This is a genomic window from Marinibium conchae (assembly GCF_015595035.1).
GTDB lineage: Bacteria > Pseudomonadota > Gammaproteobacteria > Enterobacterales > Alteromonadaceae > Glaciecola.
The window spans coordinates 130236-149178 of the sequence record NZ_JADNRN010000003.1 but is presented as its reverse complement, the minus strand read 5'-3'; the positions used below and the strand labels follow the sequence as shown (position 1 = coordinate 149178).

Annotated in this window: 5 protein-coding genes; all 5 read right to left on the bottom strand. The window is 45.7% G+C overall.

Annotated features, from left to right (window positions below; all coding sequences use genetic code 11):
• Positions 1-74 precede the first annotated feature (74 nt).
• A complete protein-coding gene (locus ISG33_RS12195; RefSeq protein ID WP_195733903.1) occupies positions 75-3314 on the bottom strand; it encodes a hypothetical protein in 3240 nt (1079 codons plus the stop codon).
• Positions 3311-7537: a PKD domain-containing protein gene (locus ISG33_RS12190; protein WP_195733902.1), complete on the bottom strand. Its 4227-nt coding sequence runs from the start codon at positions 7535-7537 to the stop codon at positions 3311-3313. Before ISG33_RS12190 ends, ISG33_RS12195 begins: the two co-directional genes overlap by 4 nt.
• A complete protein-coding gene (locus tag ISG33_RS12185; RefSeq protein ID WP_195733901.1) occupies positions 7534-10782 on the bottom strand; it encodes a hypothetical protein in 3249 nt (1082 codons plus the stop codon). Before ISG33_RS12185 ends, ISG33_RS12190 begins: the two co-directional genes overlap by 4 nt.
• Before the next feature lie 25 nt (positions 10783-10807).
• Complete coding sequence (locus ISG33_RS12180; protein ID WP_195733900.1) at positions 10808-17371, bottom strand: coiled-coil domain-containing protein; 6564 nt, start codon at positions 17369-17371, stop codon at positions 10808-10810.
• Between the two features lie 372 nt (positions 17372-17743).
• Complete coding sequence (locus tag ISG33_RS12175; RefSeq protein WP_195733899.1) at positions 17744-18709, bottom strand: GGDEF domain-containing response regulator; 966 nt, start codon at positions 18707-18709, stop codon at positions 17744-17746.
• Positions 18710-18943 lie beyond the last annotated feature (234 nt).

The window sequence follows — 18943 nt, the reverse complement described above, 5'->3', positions numbered from 1 at the left end:
AAAGCCCCTTTTGTTTTCATTAACTTAAGGGGCTTTTTCAATATTATCTGCCTATTAATAAAAGCCCTTTACACTCAGAGGGTAAAGGTCTTAAAGTCGCCATTACTCATTTTTCCATCTTCTTTTATTTCAAATATCTGCGTGCCATCAGGGCTTTTTATCGTGGCTCTAAAATCATAAGTGCAGCGCTTTTCTCTTCCGCCATCAGTGCAGGATACTTCAAAATAGATAGGCCAAGTGGCAGCGAGTAGAGTCTCATTATCGTCGGCATAAATTTTTGTTGTAGCACTATCAAAAGCCACAGTGCTTAGGCTATTACCACCTTGCAACTCTATTACCAAGAAGTCGCCGTTTACCACCACAAGCTCACCGTTTGCATCTAGCACGTCGACAACTATGGTGTCGTCTGCTTTAGCGCCCGTATCACCTACCCTTACAAATGACAGCGTAGCAGGAGCGACGCTTACCGAGGGAATGGTCAGTGTTGTATTACTCTCTGAGAAACGTGTTCCTATGCTTAACTCATAAGTGCCAAACACATTTGATGGAATATCTACCGCAATCGTTTCTTCGTCGATAAAACTTACGTTAGTGATTTCAATGGCGGTGTTGGTGTTAGCGCGAATTAACTGCACTAGTAAATTTCGGTTGTTTAATATCGCTAAGTTTTGCCCTTTGATCAGGTTGCGGCTACCTTGTTTCAAGAAGCCACCATCTATGCCATTCAGTGAAGCTTCCCCGAACCACTCAAAAGACGCGCCGCCCAGAGGCAATTCATCATTTGGAAATGCGCTAAATGTGCTTGGTTCGTGAGTTAAGCGCAGGTCTGCACGAATATCACCACTTTTGAGGGCTGTTAACACCGGCAATAATTCGTCTGTAGGAATTCTCAATCTACTTTGACAAAGAGGCGACATCAGTTCTAAGTGGGATGAATTGGTCGTAAATCGTGTTTGTTTCCCTTTTGAGTCAGTGAAGATGATATCTGGCCAGTAATCGTAGCCAGGGTCGGGCAAACCATCATTGCCCAATCGTTGATTTGTTATGTAACAACCCTCGATGATTAATGCCCCATTCGGGTTATCGAAAAACAAAGGGCTGTTAGTGCTTGTATCTACTTTTAGTACTTGGGCCAAAGGGCTAATGTTGAAGGTGATTTTTTGCGGTGTTGTTGCTACTTGCCACTTGTCTATCGCAAGGTTCACATATTGAGCTACTTTGTAAGGTACTCCGAATTTCTCGACGACTTTTTCAGCCGCCTCGGCGATCTTTTCTTTTGCTGCTGACTTTGCCGCGTTGCTTACAAAGCATGCAACTGCTTTAGGGTCTGATTCTGCGACTAAATTTAACAAGTATTCAGAGGTATAGCTAACCACCGTTTCATAAATAATTCGTAATACTTGTTCTTCGCTTGAGGCCGAGTCAACTTTATTTGTTAGCTCGGTAAACGAAGTTGCAATCTTGACGCCCTTAACGGTGGTATCTAGCATTTCTCTGACTAAACACGCGGCGGGCGAATCATTGCTTGTTCCTCCCCCTACAATACCGGCAGCTATTTCCAGTAGCACTTTCTCAACAATAGTCCTCATTAGCACGTGTTGATAGGCTTTGCGTTCTTTACTGCTTAAGTTTGAGTTGGAAAGATAGCCAAGTCCGCCGGTGATAATATCGATGGAACACTCTTCCATCTTACATAGAGCACTACCGGAGTCGGTGGTAACAAACGCTACCTTGTCGAGATTCAAGAGACCGCCCCAGCTTGGCCCTAGCATGTTGCCATCCGCATATTCTCTCACATGATTACGTATTATATTGTCATTCTTGTCACGAGCACCGATGCTAACAAAAACGGCAGAGGAGTTTCGAATGCAGAGGTCGCTTGGCCAAAGGTTCGAGGGTGCGGTGATGTTTTCTATGCCAGCGCAACTCTCTTTGAACACACTGGCAGCATCATTTGTAGCAACTGTGATGCTGTTGTAGCTGGCTCGCCCAGATATTGCATCTTGATTGCTCACGCTTACCGACTGATCAAAAAGCGCATTACCGGTTGTTAAACTATAGCTTGTATACACTAGAGGCTTGGCCTGTTGCCATGCCATACCGCTATCTAGGTAATCCTCCCAAATGCTACGACTAGATGTTTGAATGCGTATGTTGTTAGCTTCATTTGTTAAGGCCTTTACTAAGTCAGGCATATCGGATGCCAAGGGCAGTGTTCGGCGGTCGAGTTGCCAATCAGAAGTTTTCAAACCGATATTATCTAAAAGATTATAAGTCCAGCGTTCAATGGTAGATTCAGCCCCTACTTGTATGACCTTGCTATCTGGCCAAACTACGGCACTAAGCGCTGCACTGCGCCCCAGGTGATTAAAATGAAAGGGGATAACCTCGCCGGCAGGTACTTCAATTTCAGGCTCATCTGACAAATAATGAAGGTCGTCTCGCGTGATGAAGCGCCACTGTGATGCATCTAAATCTGGGCTCGCTACAAAAGAAACATGTCGATAGAGTGGCAAAGGGTATTGGCGGGCTGAACCATCAGCAAAGGTAAGTAGCATTTGCGACTTAGGGCTATCAGGCAAGCTCAAGTTCATTGCTCCATCACCAAGTATTGAAATGACGAGCTCTTCATCGCCTAAACTCAGGCCTTCGAGCTTGCTTAGGTTTTCGCCAAATAGTGTCAGGTTTGTGTTCACATACAGGCGATGATTAATGGGGTAGAGCAAAGGTTCATCTGGTGTGTAGTATTGTATTGCTCTGGATGCAATTATTTGATTTCCCTGAATGAGCGTAACTCGCTGGGCTTGAAGCTCTGGAGCAGTGATAACAAGTTGCTCTTGAGCCTCAATCCGCTGAGCCCAATTAAGACCTTCTCCTTGCCATTGCAACCATAAAGGTTCTTGGCTATTTCGAAGGCCATCCATGCTTACATTGACGGCCTCTACGGTGATCACCGTATTCTCTAAAGCGATGGCGCCATTATCTCGGTAACTTACAAGGTTAAACTGCTCTGGCTTCAGTAGCTCTTCCTCGTCAGCATAGCTTGGTGCAATAGTTGGCCAAGGGTCCTCGTTGTCGGCTATGCCATCACCATCTGAATCCTTCGTCGATGCACCTTCAACGACGCTAGTGTAAACCGCTATATCATTACTTGTTTCGGTGTTTGAGTCCGGCGTATCCGAGCCTATCGGAATTGGCAATGCAGGGGTTATGGGAGCGCTAGTGCTGTCTTCTGTCGAATCTGAGCAAGCACTGATCAACATTCCAAGGAATAAAAGCGCAAGCAAGTTTGATATGATAAAACGATTATTCATGGTTGTAGCTCCAATTCAATATCCATATTCAGGGAATTGCCTTTGCCGTCGTCTACGCTCAATTGAGCAGGGAAGACGCCACTTACTTGGCCATCTTTATAAACGAGATAAATATTACCTTCGACTTCCGATTTGAATTGACTGAAAATCAGTTGGTCGTCGATAGCACGAATCGTAAAGCAACTAACATCTTCGACAATTGCATTGCTTAAGCTAGTATCAGTGGGTGTTAAGCTATACCAACTACAATTACCTTCGCCACCATTTCTGATAGCAATGAAAAGCTTCTCATCAAATGAAAGTGACTGCCCGGCATAGTCCGGAACTGACAATGAGGATACGGTGTCGGGCGAGTCAATATTCATCTCGAACAAGCGCGCATCGCGAAAGTTTTCGGTGATTGAAATATAGAGAGTATTTCCAAGTAATTCGGCACCGCTGAATTCAACATTTGTGAAGGCATCAAAATTGCCACTCACTAAATCGTCATTGAGTAATTCTATGGTATTGCCTTGTGCTTTATAGAGCGACACGAGGCGGCTATTACGATCTTGTCCCACCGCTACGAAGCCGTTTTCAATTGGGATGATGGCATTATTAAAAGGATTAAAGGGAAGCTCAGCCAACAAGCTTTGTTCACCGCTTAAAGACAGGTAGCTAAGTTCCAGTCGCTCAATTTCAACACCATTCTCTTGTCTAGTCACTTGCCGTAGCATTAAGAGCCGATCATTCACATCAACAAGCCGAAGGATGCGATTGTCTGGATTGAGGTTTTGGTACACTAGAGAGAATTGGCTGCTATCGGTCGGCGATGAACAAATAACCTGATTATTGCTGCTTAAGCAGCTCTGTGCGTCGCTTATATACGAAGATGAGCCTAAGCGGTCACATTCAAAACCAAGGTTCTGGAATTCATTAGAATCTAAAGTGACTATTTGCCATTGGCTATCGCCGCTACAACTATATAGCTGCCCTGCATGACCGACTACCGAGTCAGGTAGACCAAAGAAACTGCCGCTATCAAGATCCGTTCTATCGTCTCCATTTAATCTTGTCATGAAGGTTGTGCTAGTGTCGGGGTTACTATATTCGTAATAGATAAGATCGCTATGCTCGGCAGTGTATACGTTTGAAAATGAGCTAACCGGAGGCATCGACTCGGCCTCAAGCTTTAAGCCTTCTTGCGCAGTCCATGTGAAAATACCAAAGCGCTCATGCTGACTATTCGTCATAGTCACAAAGCTAATTCCGTTATTATTCCAGGGGCGCAATGACCGAGAGCGTCGCTGCGCTAATTCAGTCACGCTTCCACCTGCCTGCGCCCTAAAGCTGTACTCATTTGCCGAGCGGGTCGCAGTAACACTATTGGGTAACGATACAAAGCTTCCGATATTGATTGGATCGCCATCGGGCTCTTCTAAAGCAACTAGGAAGTCGCTAAACGGCACTCTTGTTTCATTTAAGCCATTTATTACGAAGCGAGGAACTGTTACTTGGCGTGGTGCATCTTCTACAGGCAATATGCTGATAGTGATTTGGCTACTCGCACTTTGCCCAGTGTTGTCGCTAACGCTTAGTTGAAACACAAGCTCGCTTGTTGTAATCACTTCTGGCAATGTGAGGCTGATGGCACTGTTCATCGGCGTCGGGATTGAAACTGCGATCCCACTTATTTGTGACCACTGAAAACTCAGTGATGAGCCGTTGGCCGCGGAGCTACTGCTGCCATCTAAGATAACAATAGCCCGCTCATTTACTTGTGTTGCGCTGCTGAGAATAATGGCTTCAGGAACGTCGACTTGTTCAAGGGCTCTGAAGTTTATTTGTAGTGGCTGAGCGTTAATGATTGCGTCACGACTTTCAACAAGTGTTAACACCAGACTGGCTGCTTCCGAGTTTTCACTCGCAGGTAAAAGTATGGGTAGTAAAATGACTTGCTGCCCCGTTTTAAAGCAAACTTCTCCTTCTTCACTTATCTCAGGCAAGCCAGAGCTGCTTTCAAGACTATAACTTACGCAAATATCGCTATCAGCAGGACGTTGAAGACGCAATGCTACCAGCGTTGTTGTGTCTGAATTTAGCCTTTGTATATCAATAGGACCAGCTTCATCCAAACTGATAACTTGTTGACGAGGTAGCAGAGCGCAAGCATCAGTTGGATCGTTTGGACATGAATCATCACCGTCGATAGTACCATCATCATCAGTATCGCTAAGCCAAGGCAGCGGCATTTTTAGTAGGGCATAATTATAGAGTTCGTCATAATTGCTTAAGCTATCTTGGTCGCTATCGTCGTTTAAGTTGCCTATACTCGCGTCTGCCAACAAAGCGTTGAGGCCATCGGGCAATAGAGCGAGTCTTAAACGCATGCGAGTTTGAGCATCATTTTGCCGTGCATTCAATACATCAGTGCTCGTATAATATTCTGGGCACCGTGCTAAGAATTCGTCAAATGCCGTCTCATCCTCTTGCAAAGCAGCAAGCTCTTCATCACTTATGAAGCAAGCTGGCAAAGAGTCACGTAGCGCATCCGCTGAAGCACTTCTCATTTTTATGCTTAGCCAGTCGCTTAGCGAGTATTCGCTTCTATAGCGACTAGACCATTCATCTGTCCAGATTGAAAAGTTTGACGCATCTGCACTAAGCGCGCCTTGAGTGGCAGCCTGTAAACGCGTTAACAAAGTGCTTATTGTGGTACCTTCAAAGCGCTGACTAAGTTGGGTTAACCACGGGAGTAACCATTGTTGCGCTTGAGTAGCAGTGCCTAATTCAAGCTTAGAGCTTTCATTTAACAGCGAGGCTTGCTCTCGAAGTGCCTGCTCAAACATCAACATACTGACACTCTCAGTGGCGTCGAGATCCTCTTCTATGCTAACGGTCAGCTCTGCTTCTAACCATAATAATAATCCAGCCCGATAGTCAGCAATACTATTCCATTCACCCGCTACCGCTGCATAGTCTTGCCATTGAATATCTTCTATCGGTGTGATGTACGCTAGGCGCTCGGGAAAAGTGGCCACATCGGTGCTTGCTGAACTTGCACGAATGAATATACCTTCGCCGGCAGGCAAGCGCAGCAATGGCATCGTTTGGTTGATCAACGCTCGTGAGGCATCATCTTGTAATAAACGCGGCACCAGATCACTTTCACTGAGGCCAGCATCGAGTAACTCGCGGTTTGATAGGAGTGCGCCACTACTATACACAAACTCCCCTGAGGCAGTGCTAGCCTGCAAAGCAGTCATCCGAAGGTCGAGGGGAGTGCCATCAACAATATATTCTACTTCGTACAAACGACGTGCCGTTGGAAAATCTCGATAGCGTTGCTGTTCTTCAAAGTAGGCAATACTGTCGGCTTCAATTCCATTTAAATTGATTTCTGGATCGTTAAAACGGGTGCCACGAATGAGTTCATCAAAATTTGTCCAACCGTCACCATCACTATCTTCCATAGCAGAACATGGCACCGAGCCATCTTCGTTGGCAACGGCAACACCACAGCGTATCCAAGTATCGACATTACTCCAGCCGTCTTCGTCGGCGTCGAAATCTGAGTCATTGAGTAAGGGGTTTAGTCCTAATTCTGCCTCCAGTAAATCAGGCAAACCATCCTGATCACTGTCTCTTCGCTTACCTTCGCTACCCAAATAATTAATGACATAATTTGCTGAATTAGCCTCAAGGATCTGCCCTGCATTGATTAGCTGTGCTTCAATTATATAGTTGTCGTTTTCTATCAGTAGAATCTGAGCACTCAGTTCTGCGTTGAGGTCGATTTCTATCCACTGCCCATTGTTGATGCGATAACGCAGCGTGTCTGCAGAGCTTACGGTTTTTGTTTCAACAGTAACTTGAATGGTATTTTCATAGGTGCCGGCTGCGGGGCTTATTACAATACCAAGGCTTCCAAGCTCCCCCTGAACTTTGTCGGCACCAGTGATCCCAATAATTGAAATAGCAGCTTGTGCGGGACTCATCGGAACTGAGCTATCGGATAAATTGTTCACCAATACTTGTTGATTGGCTTCAGGAATATAAACAGAGGAAGTGTAAGCGTTTATCCAAGCGCCAGAACTAAAACTGGTAATTTGCCCGGTGTCCTCATCGATTAGCCAATAACTGGCAAATTGGCCACCGAATAAACTGTCTGCACTAACTTTGCTAGGTGAAACCATAAGGCACCAAGCAACGAGAATAATGATAGTTCGTGCTAAATTCATCATTCCTTCTCCCCTTGTAAAATGACGTTTAACAAAGCAGCGCTGGCTTTATTTTCTTCATCATTCTGGTAAGTAACCCAGTCACTTGTTCTATAAGAGCTAAGAGACTGTTGCTGGCCAAAATAGACAATTTGATATCGATAGTCCCAACCATTCACTAAGCCATTGCGGTCGACAAAGGCAAAGGTTGTTTCGGTAGGAAAACCATCGACAACGGCGAAATTAGAATAGGCCCAAATGTAAGGGTCGTTTAAATATACCCATGGGATCGTCCCTGACTTATCATTGCGCTCAAAGCGTGACCAATGCGCTTGGTTGATGAGAGGCGATACGGGAACCAAGCGCGAAACTTCACCATCTGGACGTCGAGCTTGTCGATAAACCATAAAGTTAATATTACTGCTTAGTTCACTTCTTATTGGCGCGGCATCGCGCTGTTGACACGCTATGTAAAGCCAAGTTGCTTGATCAACCGGAGCTTGTAAATTATTGCCGACGAGGTTGGCAGTATATTCGCACTCAGTAGAAAGCTCAGTGGTGAATAAAGGAATATGCAGACCTTGTGACAAGGGGCTACTACCGTAAGAAGCAGCCACTTTATTATTTATCACGCTCAGATCACTATCTTGTGGCACCGGTTCTGACTCAGGCCAAGGTAACCATTGCGGCGGTGCGTTATCAGAGCGCGTTGTACACATCGGCGTGCTCCATTCAGATACCATGGGAGATGCACTATCGAAAGAGGCTGACAAAGTGCGAATGCGCGAGCACCACTGCTCAAAAGTAGCGCTCCTTTCGGGAATTTGAATCGACACTTGCTCTTGACCATTATTGTTATCAAAACTGGGGGTTAGTGATACACGAATGGGCGTGGCACCCGCCGGTTGAATGCGTGTTAATTCAACCTCGTTAATGATCTGAGGTTGCCTTGGTGCTCGCCATTTGACAGTGGCTTCTTCGCTCCCTAACAGTAAACTTTCTGGGCGCACGGGCAGTGGTTTACCTTGCTCGGGGTCGCTAACCTGAGAGCAGGGTATTGAGGTAATTGCCGACACATTGTTATTGCTATCTTGGGTGACAGCATAGCCACAAAAGTCGCCTTTTTCTGTAATCACCGTAACGGCTTGTCTATCGTCACCACAGTTACTGTCGATGCGCGTGTATTGACCATTAATGCGCTGAAATACACTTACGCAGGTGTCTGGTTCGGGGCTCGATACTTCTGTTGTTAATGGGCTATTTACGAAGCCGCCATTACTCTCAGTCGCTTGGTCACAAAAAGTGGGGTTAATTTGTGTTTTGCCCGAGCTGCAAAAAGCATTGCCGTCATCTGGCGGGTTAACCTCGCAGCTGAGTGATTGTGACAGGTTTGACGGGTCTGGAATATTCAAGCTAACTGTCGGATTTTGAGATCCACATACCGTAGAATAGGCGGCACAGGCATTGTTCTTTTCATCTTCGAAGTCAGTGAGTTTCCAGCGCCTGAGATTGTCTGCACAACCTACATTCAAAGCACTGGCTGTTAAAGGCGCAGTAGCGCTCATTGAAAAGCCTCGATTAGGGTCCGAGTAAGAGGCCTCACAACCACAAATTTGTGATGTTGGGTGGCTTTGGCGAACAATCGGTTTCGCCGGTAAGCTTCTGTTTGGAAAGTTCACGCGAACGGGTTCACTAAGAAGGCTCAAGTTACCGCCTTTACTCAATGCTGCTATGCGATACCAGTAAACCTGACCGGCGTTTTGTGCCGGTGTTGTATCAATGAATTGAATATCTTCCTCGTTAGGATTCACACTTTGCTCTATGCGCGCTACGAGAGTGCCTCCATCATTGGCAGCTTTGACACATTGTAAACCTTGTTGACGTTCGAGTGCGTCTGCAAAGCCGTCGCCGTCACTGTCTGAAAATGCATTTGCTAAATCGCTATTGTCAAAACGATATACCAGATAACTCTGGACTTCTGTATTTACTCTAAAGCTAGGATGAGTGGCGCAATCTTCACCTTCGGGAACAAACTCTACAAAACGGCCGGAGTCGTCCAAGTCGCTGCTTACACAGAGTCTTTTCCCAGCAGAAAATGCATTTAAATAACTGCCCGATGTGATGGCCGGAAAGTTAAGCTCAACCTGCTGTTCGCTTTCGCTCAACCAAGCTTCTACCCCCCAAGGCGCAGGCGGTCGGGCCATATCGGGCACGGTCACTGTGGTTGACATTGTTGGGCCGAATTGCCCGGTGAAATCTCGTGCAACTAAGTAATAGGCTCGGGAGTCGCCAGGCTTCATACCGGCTGCAAGAAGCGTGTCTCTCGTTTCAAGCCACTCAGGGGTTGGGCTACCGTCGGGCTGGGTTAATATTAATACGTCGTTTACTCGCTCCAAACCGGCAAACTGAATATCTCCTTCAGCGTTATAATCGGCGTTAATGGCCTCGCTAGCTAGGTCACGGCTTGCTGGGATTGCATTGGCATCTGGGAGGTTTTCGCTTCCTCGATACAAATCATAGCCCGATACGAAAAGGCGGTGAGCAAGGCTATCTGCTTGGCTTGCACTTGCAGGACCATCCCAATTTAATGCAACAGTGTAATGATCGCGAAAATCTGGATTATCACATTGTGCTTGCAGTATCTGACTAAAATTTTGATTAGCTAAGACATTCGAAACTTGTGAGGTATCCAGCTCGGCCAAGCCGACTCTTACTTCAATATTGCTGCTGTTTACGGCTTTTAACTCGTATGAAAAAATGCCGCTGCCGGGATTATCATAGCTTGCTAGATTTCGTGCTACCGCGATATTAAAGTCTTGGCGAGCCGCCATCGATGCCCAAAAGCTATCGCCTGAATTTAAACGCTCATAGATAGCGTTGGCGTATTGGCTGGTTGGGAAATCTGGGATGTCATTGTCGCTGCTCATAGCCTCTTTTTTTAGTGCGCTGACCCGCTCTAATAGTCTTCTTTGCTGATAAGGACCTTGGTAGAGCGATTCAATTTCGGAAGCACTAAGGGTTTGTCCGTTAGGGAATTCGCCGATAAGCGTGTTGTTCCTGTATAGGCGAAAGGCGACGATTTCGTCAGGAAGCTCACCTTCTATTAAGCCCCAGCTTAGGTAGACTTTGTTCGGGGAATCTGCTGATGCTAATGAGGCTTCCTGTGCTTGTTTTGCAATTAAATAGAATTGCCCCTCAGCCATCGAAGGGAAGGCCAAAGCGATAATACTTCCCATCATCACTGTTGTTAAGACTGTTCGTAACATCATTTTCGATCTTCCTAATCTGTTTGTATTAATAAATTCCACTGAGAGATACCTCCAAAATCGACCAACCATTGATATAGCCAGCTCTGAAAGTAGCGTCACCTGTTCCACAAAAAGTATCGTCGCGACTTCTAGCTACAGAGGTCCACGACGCAGGCTCGCATAAGCCAAGGCCAGCCACACCGAAGCCTTCTCCAACGAAGGTCATATCACCTTCGGTGTTTACTTGTCCTAAAGCTCTTATTTGTCCTCGTAAGGCACCTACACAGCCAACTTTGCCGTAGGCACCGCCACCGACTATGCCGCCTGCAGTAAGCGGAGGCCCAGCCAACACCCATGCTCCGACCTCAGCGGCAACACCTATCGTAAGTGGGCAACCATTGCTATAAACAGGTATTGAAGCTGCACCGCGAACGTAGGCTCCTGTGAATCCGCTTTCTGGAAGTGGAATGAATTGAGCAACTTGGGGGTCGAGGTCGAGCAATATGCTTTGATTGCATGTTTTGCCCACTAGAAAAGCAACTTCAGCTTGGATTGCGCTGAAAACGGCCCCAGCGGCTGCACCTATGTAGATTTCTCGAGTACCTAGGCCAGCAGCAAAAGCAGGGTCGTAGATTTGGAATTCAGTGAACTGAATTTGTCCTTCTGCTCGTATGCCGCCAGCTATGCCTATGGGTTTTGGTCCCTCGAGAGTAAAGCCTAGATAGACTTTGGCTATGTTCAGTCGTGATTCACCGAAGTTAGCGGGAATATTAAGGGCTGAAATAGTGACATCAAGATTGCTTCCTAAATCAGCTCCGCCATTACCTGTACAAACGGCTGCTTTGCCACTGGCTGCCCAGCTCACTATGTCCAGCGCCGCACCAAAAGTGTTACCAGCTTCTCCTTCTGTCGACGACAGCATTGTCCATTGTGCTCCTAAATGGGCACGCTCCAATTCATTCCCAGCTATGGTGGCAAAGCCATCTAAAGAGGCACTTACGAGAGGTATGTCTTTGATTGGCGCAGTAGCCGCGGCCAAGGCTTCGTTGGCTTTGTTTTCAACCGACTGAAGGGCGGTTTGCACGGCTTCGTTGATCTTGTCGGTAAAGCTTAATACCACATTCTGTACTTGCCGCGTGATTTCTACGAACTGGGTGTTAATTAACTCGCGAAGGTCAGCAATGGGTTGGGCATTCATGATGCGACTTACGAGCAATTGACGCATTTCTCCAGCATCTAAATAAGCAAAAGGAAGTTGTTGCTCAAATGGCGCCTTGATTGTATCCACAGCCACTTTTCTTGCGCTTACGATAAGGAATTGTGCAGGCTCTACTAGCGTTGATACCACGTCTTGGCAGTTTTCATTACCGCTATAAGGGGCTAAGCAATCTATCCTTATGTTCTCGTAAGGCGCACTTGCCGCGATAAGAATATCATTGATAACGTCGAGAATTTCCTCGCCACCGCTTTGCTGTTGATTAATGGCGTTTATTTCGGCGCGCAAATCAAGGACAACTTGTTTCATCGCAGAAATTGGTTTTATGACGCGCTCTTCTGCTTGCTCCCTAAACTCAGCAAGCTTGCTAACAACTTGATTCATGTCGCTAATCAGCGTGTTAATGTTTGAAAGGCTTTGAGACAGCTCGTTGAGTAGGGCGACTGCGTCCTGCAAAACCCTGCTTGGATCATCATTACAAACGGTGGTGCGTATGCTTTCTTCAGCCTCGGTTAAGCGTGCATTAATGTCGGTGGCAGTGCTTTGGATAAGAGTTTGTGTTTTATAAATACCCTCTTGAACCTGAGGATCGCTTGCCGCTAGCTCTGCTAGTACACCAAGAATTGTCGCATTTTCCATCACTTCGTTGAACGAACGGAAGTGACTAATGCCCACAAAAGCACTGTCTAGATATCCATTCACTTCTGCGCCGAGGGTGCCATTTTGGCTACACTGATCGGCGACTATCTCTGTTACGTTTTCCAAAATACCCGTAATTTCACTTACGCTATCTTGTGAGGATGTCACAATATTTTGTGCTTCATCTATTCGTTGCTGTACTTCCGCTTCGATTGATTCAATTTTGCTAAATGAACTAGAAATTTGATTGTCTATTTGCAGCAAGGCATTTTCAGCAGAATCTAAAGCCGTGAACACGGAATCTGGCATCGGGTCTTCTGCTTCAAGTGCTTGAATTTCTGTGACGACTTGAATAAGTGGGGCTCTAAGCTCGTCTGCGCCCTTTGCAATAGCATCTTCCATTGGCTTGTATATTCGCTCGTCGAGTAAGTTCACCACTTGGTCAGGTACACTGCGTAGGCGCGTCATGCTAGAAGATATGGTAACGAAAGGGTCTTCGTTAGTTGGCAGCACTTCAGCAAGTGCATTGCCGCTTTGTTCGATAGCTTCAATCAATGCTTTTTCTAAAAGCTCATCTATTCCTCTGCCGGCAAATTCGTTAATGCGTTCAACCTGATTATTCACTAGGTTCAGATTGGGCTCTAAGAAAGGTTCAGAGATAATTCCAGCATTAAGTAGTAAATCATCTACCTTTTTCAGGCCATCACCTTTGCCCAACTCAACTTGAAAACGAATTTCTCTGAGCTTTTCGAAATCGGCACTAGCGCCAAAACTTAGCGAGGTTCTTACTGGCTCTATAAAGTTAACGCCGGCATTTGCTTCCATAACAAATAGGTCTTTTTCTAGTGTTTCGCCTAAGAAAGTCGGCACCGAATTTATCGCAGTGGGTGCATAGTAAACTGGAAGTTGAAAGCCAAAGCCTGTATTTCCCCATTCATAACGTGCGTCAAAACTCGGGAACTGACTGCCATTTTGCTCACCTATGCTCGCTAATAACTCAGTGTTGAGCGCCAATGGATTAAGGTTATCTAAAGCGCCAGATGGCACAACTAAGCTAGGCTCAGCGCTGGGTAAACCAAAGTCAGTTGTATTGGCGAGCCGAGCATCACTTTCCAAGGCATTCCAAAATGGCAGGCCAACTAAGGCTTTAACTTTCAGCGTACCGTAGCGAGTGACTTCTGGCGATGTGAGGTCAACTGGAGGAAGCAGCTCGGCGTCGTCAATTTGTATTGCAAAGCCTGGTAAATCGCCGCGCTGATCTAGCTTGTAAGCATCTAGTGGTCGGGCAGACGAGTTCAATAATTCACCTGATGGCGACCATTCAGTGGACAGAAATATGGGTTTGTCTAAGGCTAAGAAATGACTTTCTAAGCCCAGCGAAATACGTTGACCAGTGGCCTCGCACTGTTGAGGGCTGCGGGTGAAATTCATATCAATCAACTCACTCTCAGCACGCCAACTGCTTAAATAGCAGCTTCCGTTCTCACACTGCTCGTTTTTCAAGCGAGAGCGACCTAACTGCCCACTGCAATCGAGCACCAAGTTATCAAAGTTGATGCGAAGGCCAGCTTCGCCGCCTGCATCGCCGAATAAAAAAGTACTACCGTCGACCCAATTGTAGGGATCTAGAGTGTTAGTTCGTGCGCGGACCGCAAAGCGCTCAAAAGCGAATTCAAAGCCTTGCAACGTGCTTGTTGCCGGCAAAGTAGAGGGTGATGCGTTGACCACTCCGCTAACACCGTCATTTTTAACCACCCACTTCGTTGCTGCACTTGCTGTTATATCAAGTTGACCTTGAGTTGTGCTAAAGCTAATAAGTTCTCCAGATAGCGAGGCACCAATGCCAGTATCAGGTTGACCATTAACATCGGAGTAATACTGAGGGCCGAAAGTAAGCCCAGACGGAAAGTGATTTCCAAGGCTAAACTCATCATTACCTCGTGTAAAAAATTCGCTGTCATTGCGATGCGCTTGAAGAAGATCTACTGCATTTTCTATGTCGTATGGGCTAATAGCCGTTAAGCTAAGCGTCAGCGTACTATTAATATCGGCAATAGTTGGCGCAGACCACGCGAGGTTTTGCCCCCAAGCAAGACCATCACTTTGTTCAATAAAGCCCTGGCCGAAGATACCTGATGTGCTTACCGAGGCCTGTGGAATAGTCACAAGATATTGTCTGTTACCTGCGCCATCGCATTGCGCTTGGTAACAACCATCATATTGTTGCATGCGATAAGTGATTGAGGCTGTGCTATCTGCAATTTCCCCATCGCTCACAGCAGCCGAAAAGGCACTTGATGAAAGCTCTCCTAGTGGGTAAGCACTTGATGATGAGTTTGCAATAAACTGTATTTGGTCGCTAATGCCATCGTTAAGTAAACTCAGTTGGCCAGCATTTGCCTGTGAGTATGCCGCCAAATTAGAGAAGGCATTTCCTAGTCGAGGGTCATCATTGGAATAACCCGCGTCAGTTTTTAGTCGAATAGAGGCATAGCCAATTTCGAAGCCGTTTTCGGTAATAGATATGGCACTGATTTTATATAGATAGGGTAAATGCTCTGCACCTAAGTAGACATTGATCAAGCCATTTAAGCCCGGCCCCCATACTAATATCGGATTTGCTTCAGTAGATAGAATTTCTGATGGCAGTGCTGCTGAGCTTGTCACTAAGCGCTCGAACAGCGAATAGTGCCAATTCGGCAATTCGATAGCTAATAGACCTTCCTCAACCGCGATATTCGCACTGGTGACAAGCGCAGAGCCTTGTGCTGCGATAGATGCAAGGCTTACGCAAGCTTGGCCCTGCAACTCCTGAGCACTTTCTACATCACCAATTACAATACTGTATGCGTAGTCGTCTACGATGGCGATACTGCCCTGTGGGCAAGTGCTTGAATCTCCTAAAGATGGCATCGAAAAAGCAAAAGTACGATCGCCAAAGTCTATATTTGCTGGCAGAACTAGAAGGTTTCCAACTGGCGCTTCAACAGGCCCTTCAGTGCTATTTGAGTCTGGATTAGTAATGCTGAAATTTGTATCTTCGCTACCTATAGCTGCGACAATTGCGCTTAAGACCTCTGGCTCATTTAAGCTAACAAGAACGCTATTATTTATGCTATTTGAGCTATCCTCGCTTTGTATTTCGCCATAAGGAAAGCGGTATTTTCCCAAGAATACACTTTGTGCACGGCCATCGTCGTCGCTGTAGTTTAAGGCTAAATCAAGCAATACATCGGGGCAAGAGCTTGAACACGCCACCGCATCGCTGCCTGTTGGCTGAGTAATACCAATACCAAGCCGAATAACTGAGGCTGTCGACGAGCTAAAAATAGCATTTAGTGCCTCGGTTTCACAGGCTGCATCGAGAGGTGACGCCAGTGCATCAGATGGGCTGATATCGCTTACGTCGCCGACCTCGATGATACAAAAATCTGAGGCCGAAAGCGGGCTAGGGTTTAGCGTTGCTGGTGCCCCGTCAATGATGGAAATTCGGCTAAACGCGTTGGCCAAAGTGATTGGGTTACCAGAAGTATCGATCGCATCCACAATATCAATCTGTAGGGTTTCGGCTTGCTCGGCAAGAGTATCGATAATGACTTCGACGGGGAAGGTAACACTTCGCTGCCCTGCAGGGATTGTTACTGAGGGTCTGATTGCTAGATAATCGATATTGCTCTGGGAACTGCCGCTGGTGCTTAGCGATACTATGACTTCAGGTAAATCGAAGCCGGTTCTGGACAATCTGAGTTGGGTGGCACCGTCAGCTTCATAAAGGCTATTTGCACTAATACTGATAGTGGGGTTAGTGTTTATTTGCCAGTTGCACACCAATTGACAAACTACCACAGGAAAACCCTCATCAATAAGGATGGGAATGTTTGAAATGACTTGTGCGGTATTCAATTCGTTTAACAGATAGAGAGGGTCGAGGCCATTCACAAGGTTGAACAACTCGGGTGTGTTGAAGTTAGGCGTGCCAAGCTTGGCCGTTAAAGTGTTGTAATATGAGCCTAGGCCCGGATCTGTCTCTTCGCTGCCAAGCGCTTCGTCCTTTCCAAGCTCAAGCAGATGCGCGCCCAAAAGTAATAGTTTTGTATTGGGATCATCGAGATTTGTTTCACTTGCTACATTAGCCAATGATAGTTGCGCTGCATCAACTGCCACGTCGAAGCCCAGAGCAGCGTTAACAAGTTCACGAGAGTTCTGCAGGTTTTGCAGGCTTGGCGTATCACTCGAGCCCATCACATGTCTTGCCGTTAAATCGGTCAGTACATTGATATTTTTCATGTTCTCGTCGGCAACACTGATCAGCATCAAAGGCTGCTGAAGCTCAGTCTCATTGCCTGTTAATTCGTTTTGGTAGCGACCACTCGCGGCAAAATGAACTATCGCTCCTATAGGCGCTTCAAGCTCAAAACTGCTGCCTGAAATCGTGGGGCTGAGAAAAGTCGCTTCGCCCTCGCCATTTTGCGTCCAAACTTCCAGATTTAATTCAATGAAGGGCCCTTTTTCAACATTTCCTGACAACACGATAGTTTGAGGCGGTGGCGGCGGAGGTGGCGTGTCAATATTATTGTTGTCGTCGTTTTTAGAACATGCAGCCATGAAAACAAGGACTAAAATGAGTAGCAGGCAAGACCTACTTTGTTTTAGACCTAGGTGCTTCGAATGCCAATATGCGAATATTGGCACTGGCACTGGTATTGGTATTAGCATCAGCATTGAACGGCGAGCTTTGTGCATTGAGTTGGGCATTACTTTGTCCTTCATCCATAAATCAGACAGAAAGTGTCTTGGATGCAGGCTATTTTTTAATCAAAGGAAATGCTAGTTTTTGGCTATAAGAAAAGCTAATAAAAATATAAAATTTATATAAGGGATATTTTAAGGTTATGAAATATATAGAATTTTTTTGATTTTTTATATGGCTTAAATGGAGACAAAAGCAGACATAAGGCAACAATTAATATTGAGTGTGAACATCATGCGTAAGCAACAATGTTGATGGTTTTAAGTGAAGCAAGGAAAATGGCTGAGCTACATGCACTCGTATACAAATATAAGTAGTGTGCTAGAGCGATAACTTTTTATGGTTTGCAAAGTAGCACTTGAACGCTCACCATTAGGTTAATTTGCTCGTTTCCAGCAATTTTTACCTTCTCTTTTAGCTTTATATAAAGCGTCATCAGCCATGCTAAACAGTTCTGAAGCGTTGTTACGTGCGCTTGGAATCAGTGAGGACACACCGATACTAATTGATAAATCACCTATCTTCACGAGAGCATGGGCTGAACCACAAAGCTGATTAAATCTCTCAACAAGTTCATTGGCTATTTTGGTGGCCCCGTCATAGGCGCAGTCGGGCAACAAAAATATAAACTCATCGCCGCCATATCGGGCTACAACGTCGCTACTGCGATTGCGTACAGAAAGCAATGTCTCGGAAGCTAAGAGTATCAGGTCATCACCACTTGCATGCCCAAACTTATCATTGAACTCCTTGAAATTATCAATATCGATAATAAGCATAGAAATCGTCTTTTTAACTCGTTTGCAGCGGGCCCATTCATTCGCTAGCGCATTATTATAGCCACGTCGGTTAACCAAACCCGATAATTCATCTTTATAGGCCATGTTGGCAACATTCTCATGAGTTAGCGAACTTTGCACTTTCGATTGCACTCTGGCAATAAGCTCACGGGAATCTATTGGCAAAGTAACGTAGTCGTCACAACCTAATGTAAAGGCTTTTATTTTGTCGTCTGGGCAAGTATTTTCGCAGTCACAGAAAAGCATCACCGGTATGGTTTTACTGAGTTCGGATTGTTTGAGGCGAATAAGCAGGCGATGTGGGTTCACCATTTTACTGTGGCTATTTACTATAATCAGCGAGGGTAGGCGACTAGTGTGATTAACGTGGTCGCCCAACTGACTGCAGTCTACTAGGTGCTCTAATTGACAAGACATTGAGGCTAAATCGGCACTTACTTGCGAGCGAGACTCATCAATCAAGAGTATTACTGGTTTCTCTTGTGTTGACAGTCTTTGCTGAGCACTTCCTTGCTGAGTAAAGTGGTCGATTGCGCTGGTCATCTAAATAGAAGCTCTCTTTTTACTTGAATAAATACAGTAATGCTCAAAATACCATAGACCATTTCCCTCAGATGTCCATCATTATCTAAACTAAAGTATATAAAATGTTACAAAGTTGATTTGGATCAAGCATGTTAGCGGCTAGCCCTGAGCAAAAAAAGCGAGTAGGATCTGTCGCAAAATAACGACACACTTTCTTTCGTTCGCTTTATTAAGTCTGTTTTTCTGCTTAAG

What these genes read in the sequence shown, in the direction of transcription:
- ISG33_RS12180 (WP_195733900.1), bottom strand. Translation starts at nt 17,371, where the DNA reads ATGCCCAACTCAATGCACAAAGCTCGCCGTTCAATGCTGATGCTAATA.
- ISG33_RS12190 (WP_195733902.1), bottom strand. Translation starts at nt 7,537, where the DNA reads ATGATGAATTTAGCACGAACTATCATTATTCTCGTTGCTTGGTGCCTT.
- ISG33_RS12185 (WP_195733901.1), bottom strand. Translation starts at nt 10,782, where the DNA reads ATGATGTTACGAACAGTCTTAACAACAGTGATGATGGGAAGTATTATC.
- ISG33_RS12175 (WP_195733899.1), bottom strand. Translation starts at nt 18,709, where the DNA reads ATGACCAGCGCAATCGACCACTTTACTCAGCAAGGAAGTGCTCAGCAA.
- ISG33_RS12195 (WP_195733903.1), bottom strand. Translation starts at nt 3,314, where the DNA reads ATGAATAATCGTTTTATCATATCAAACTTGCTTGCGCTTTTATTCCTT.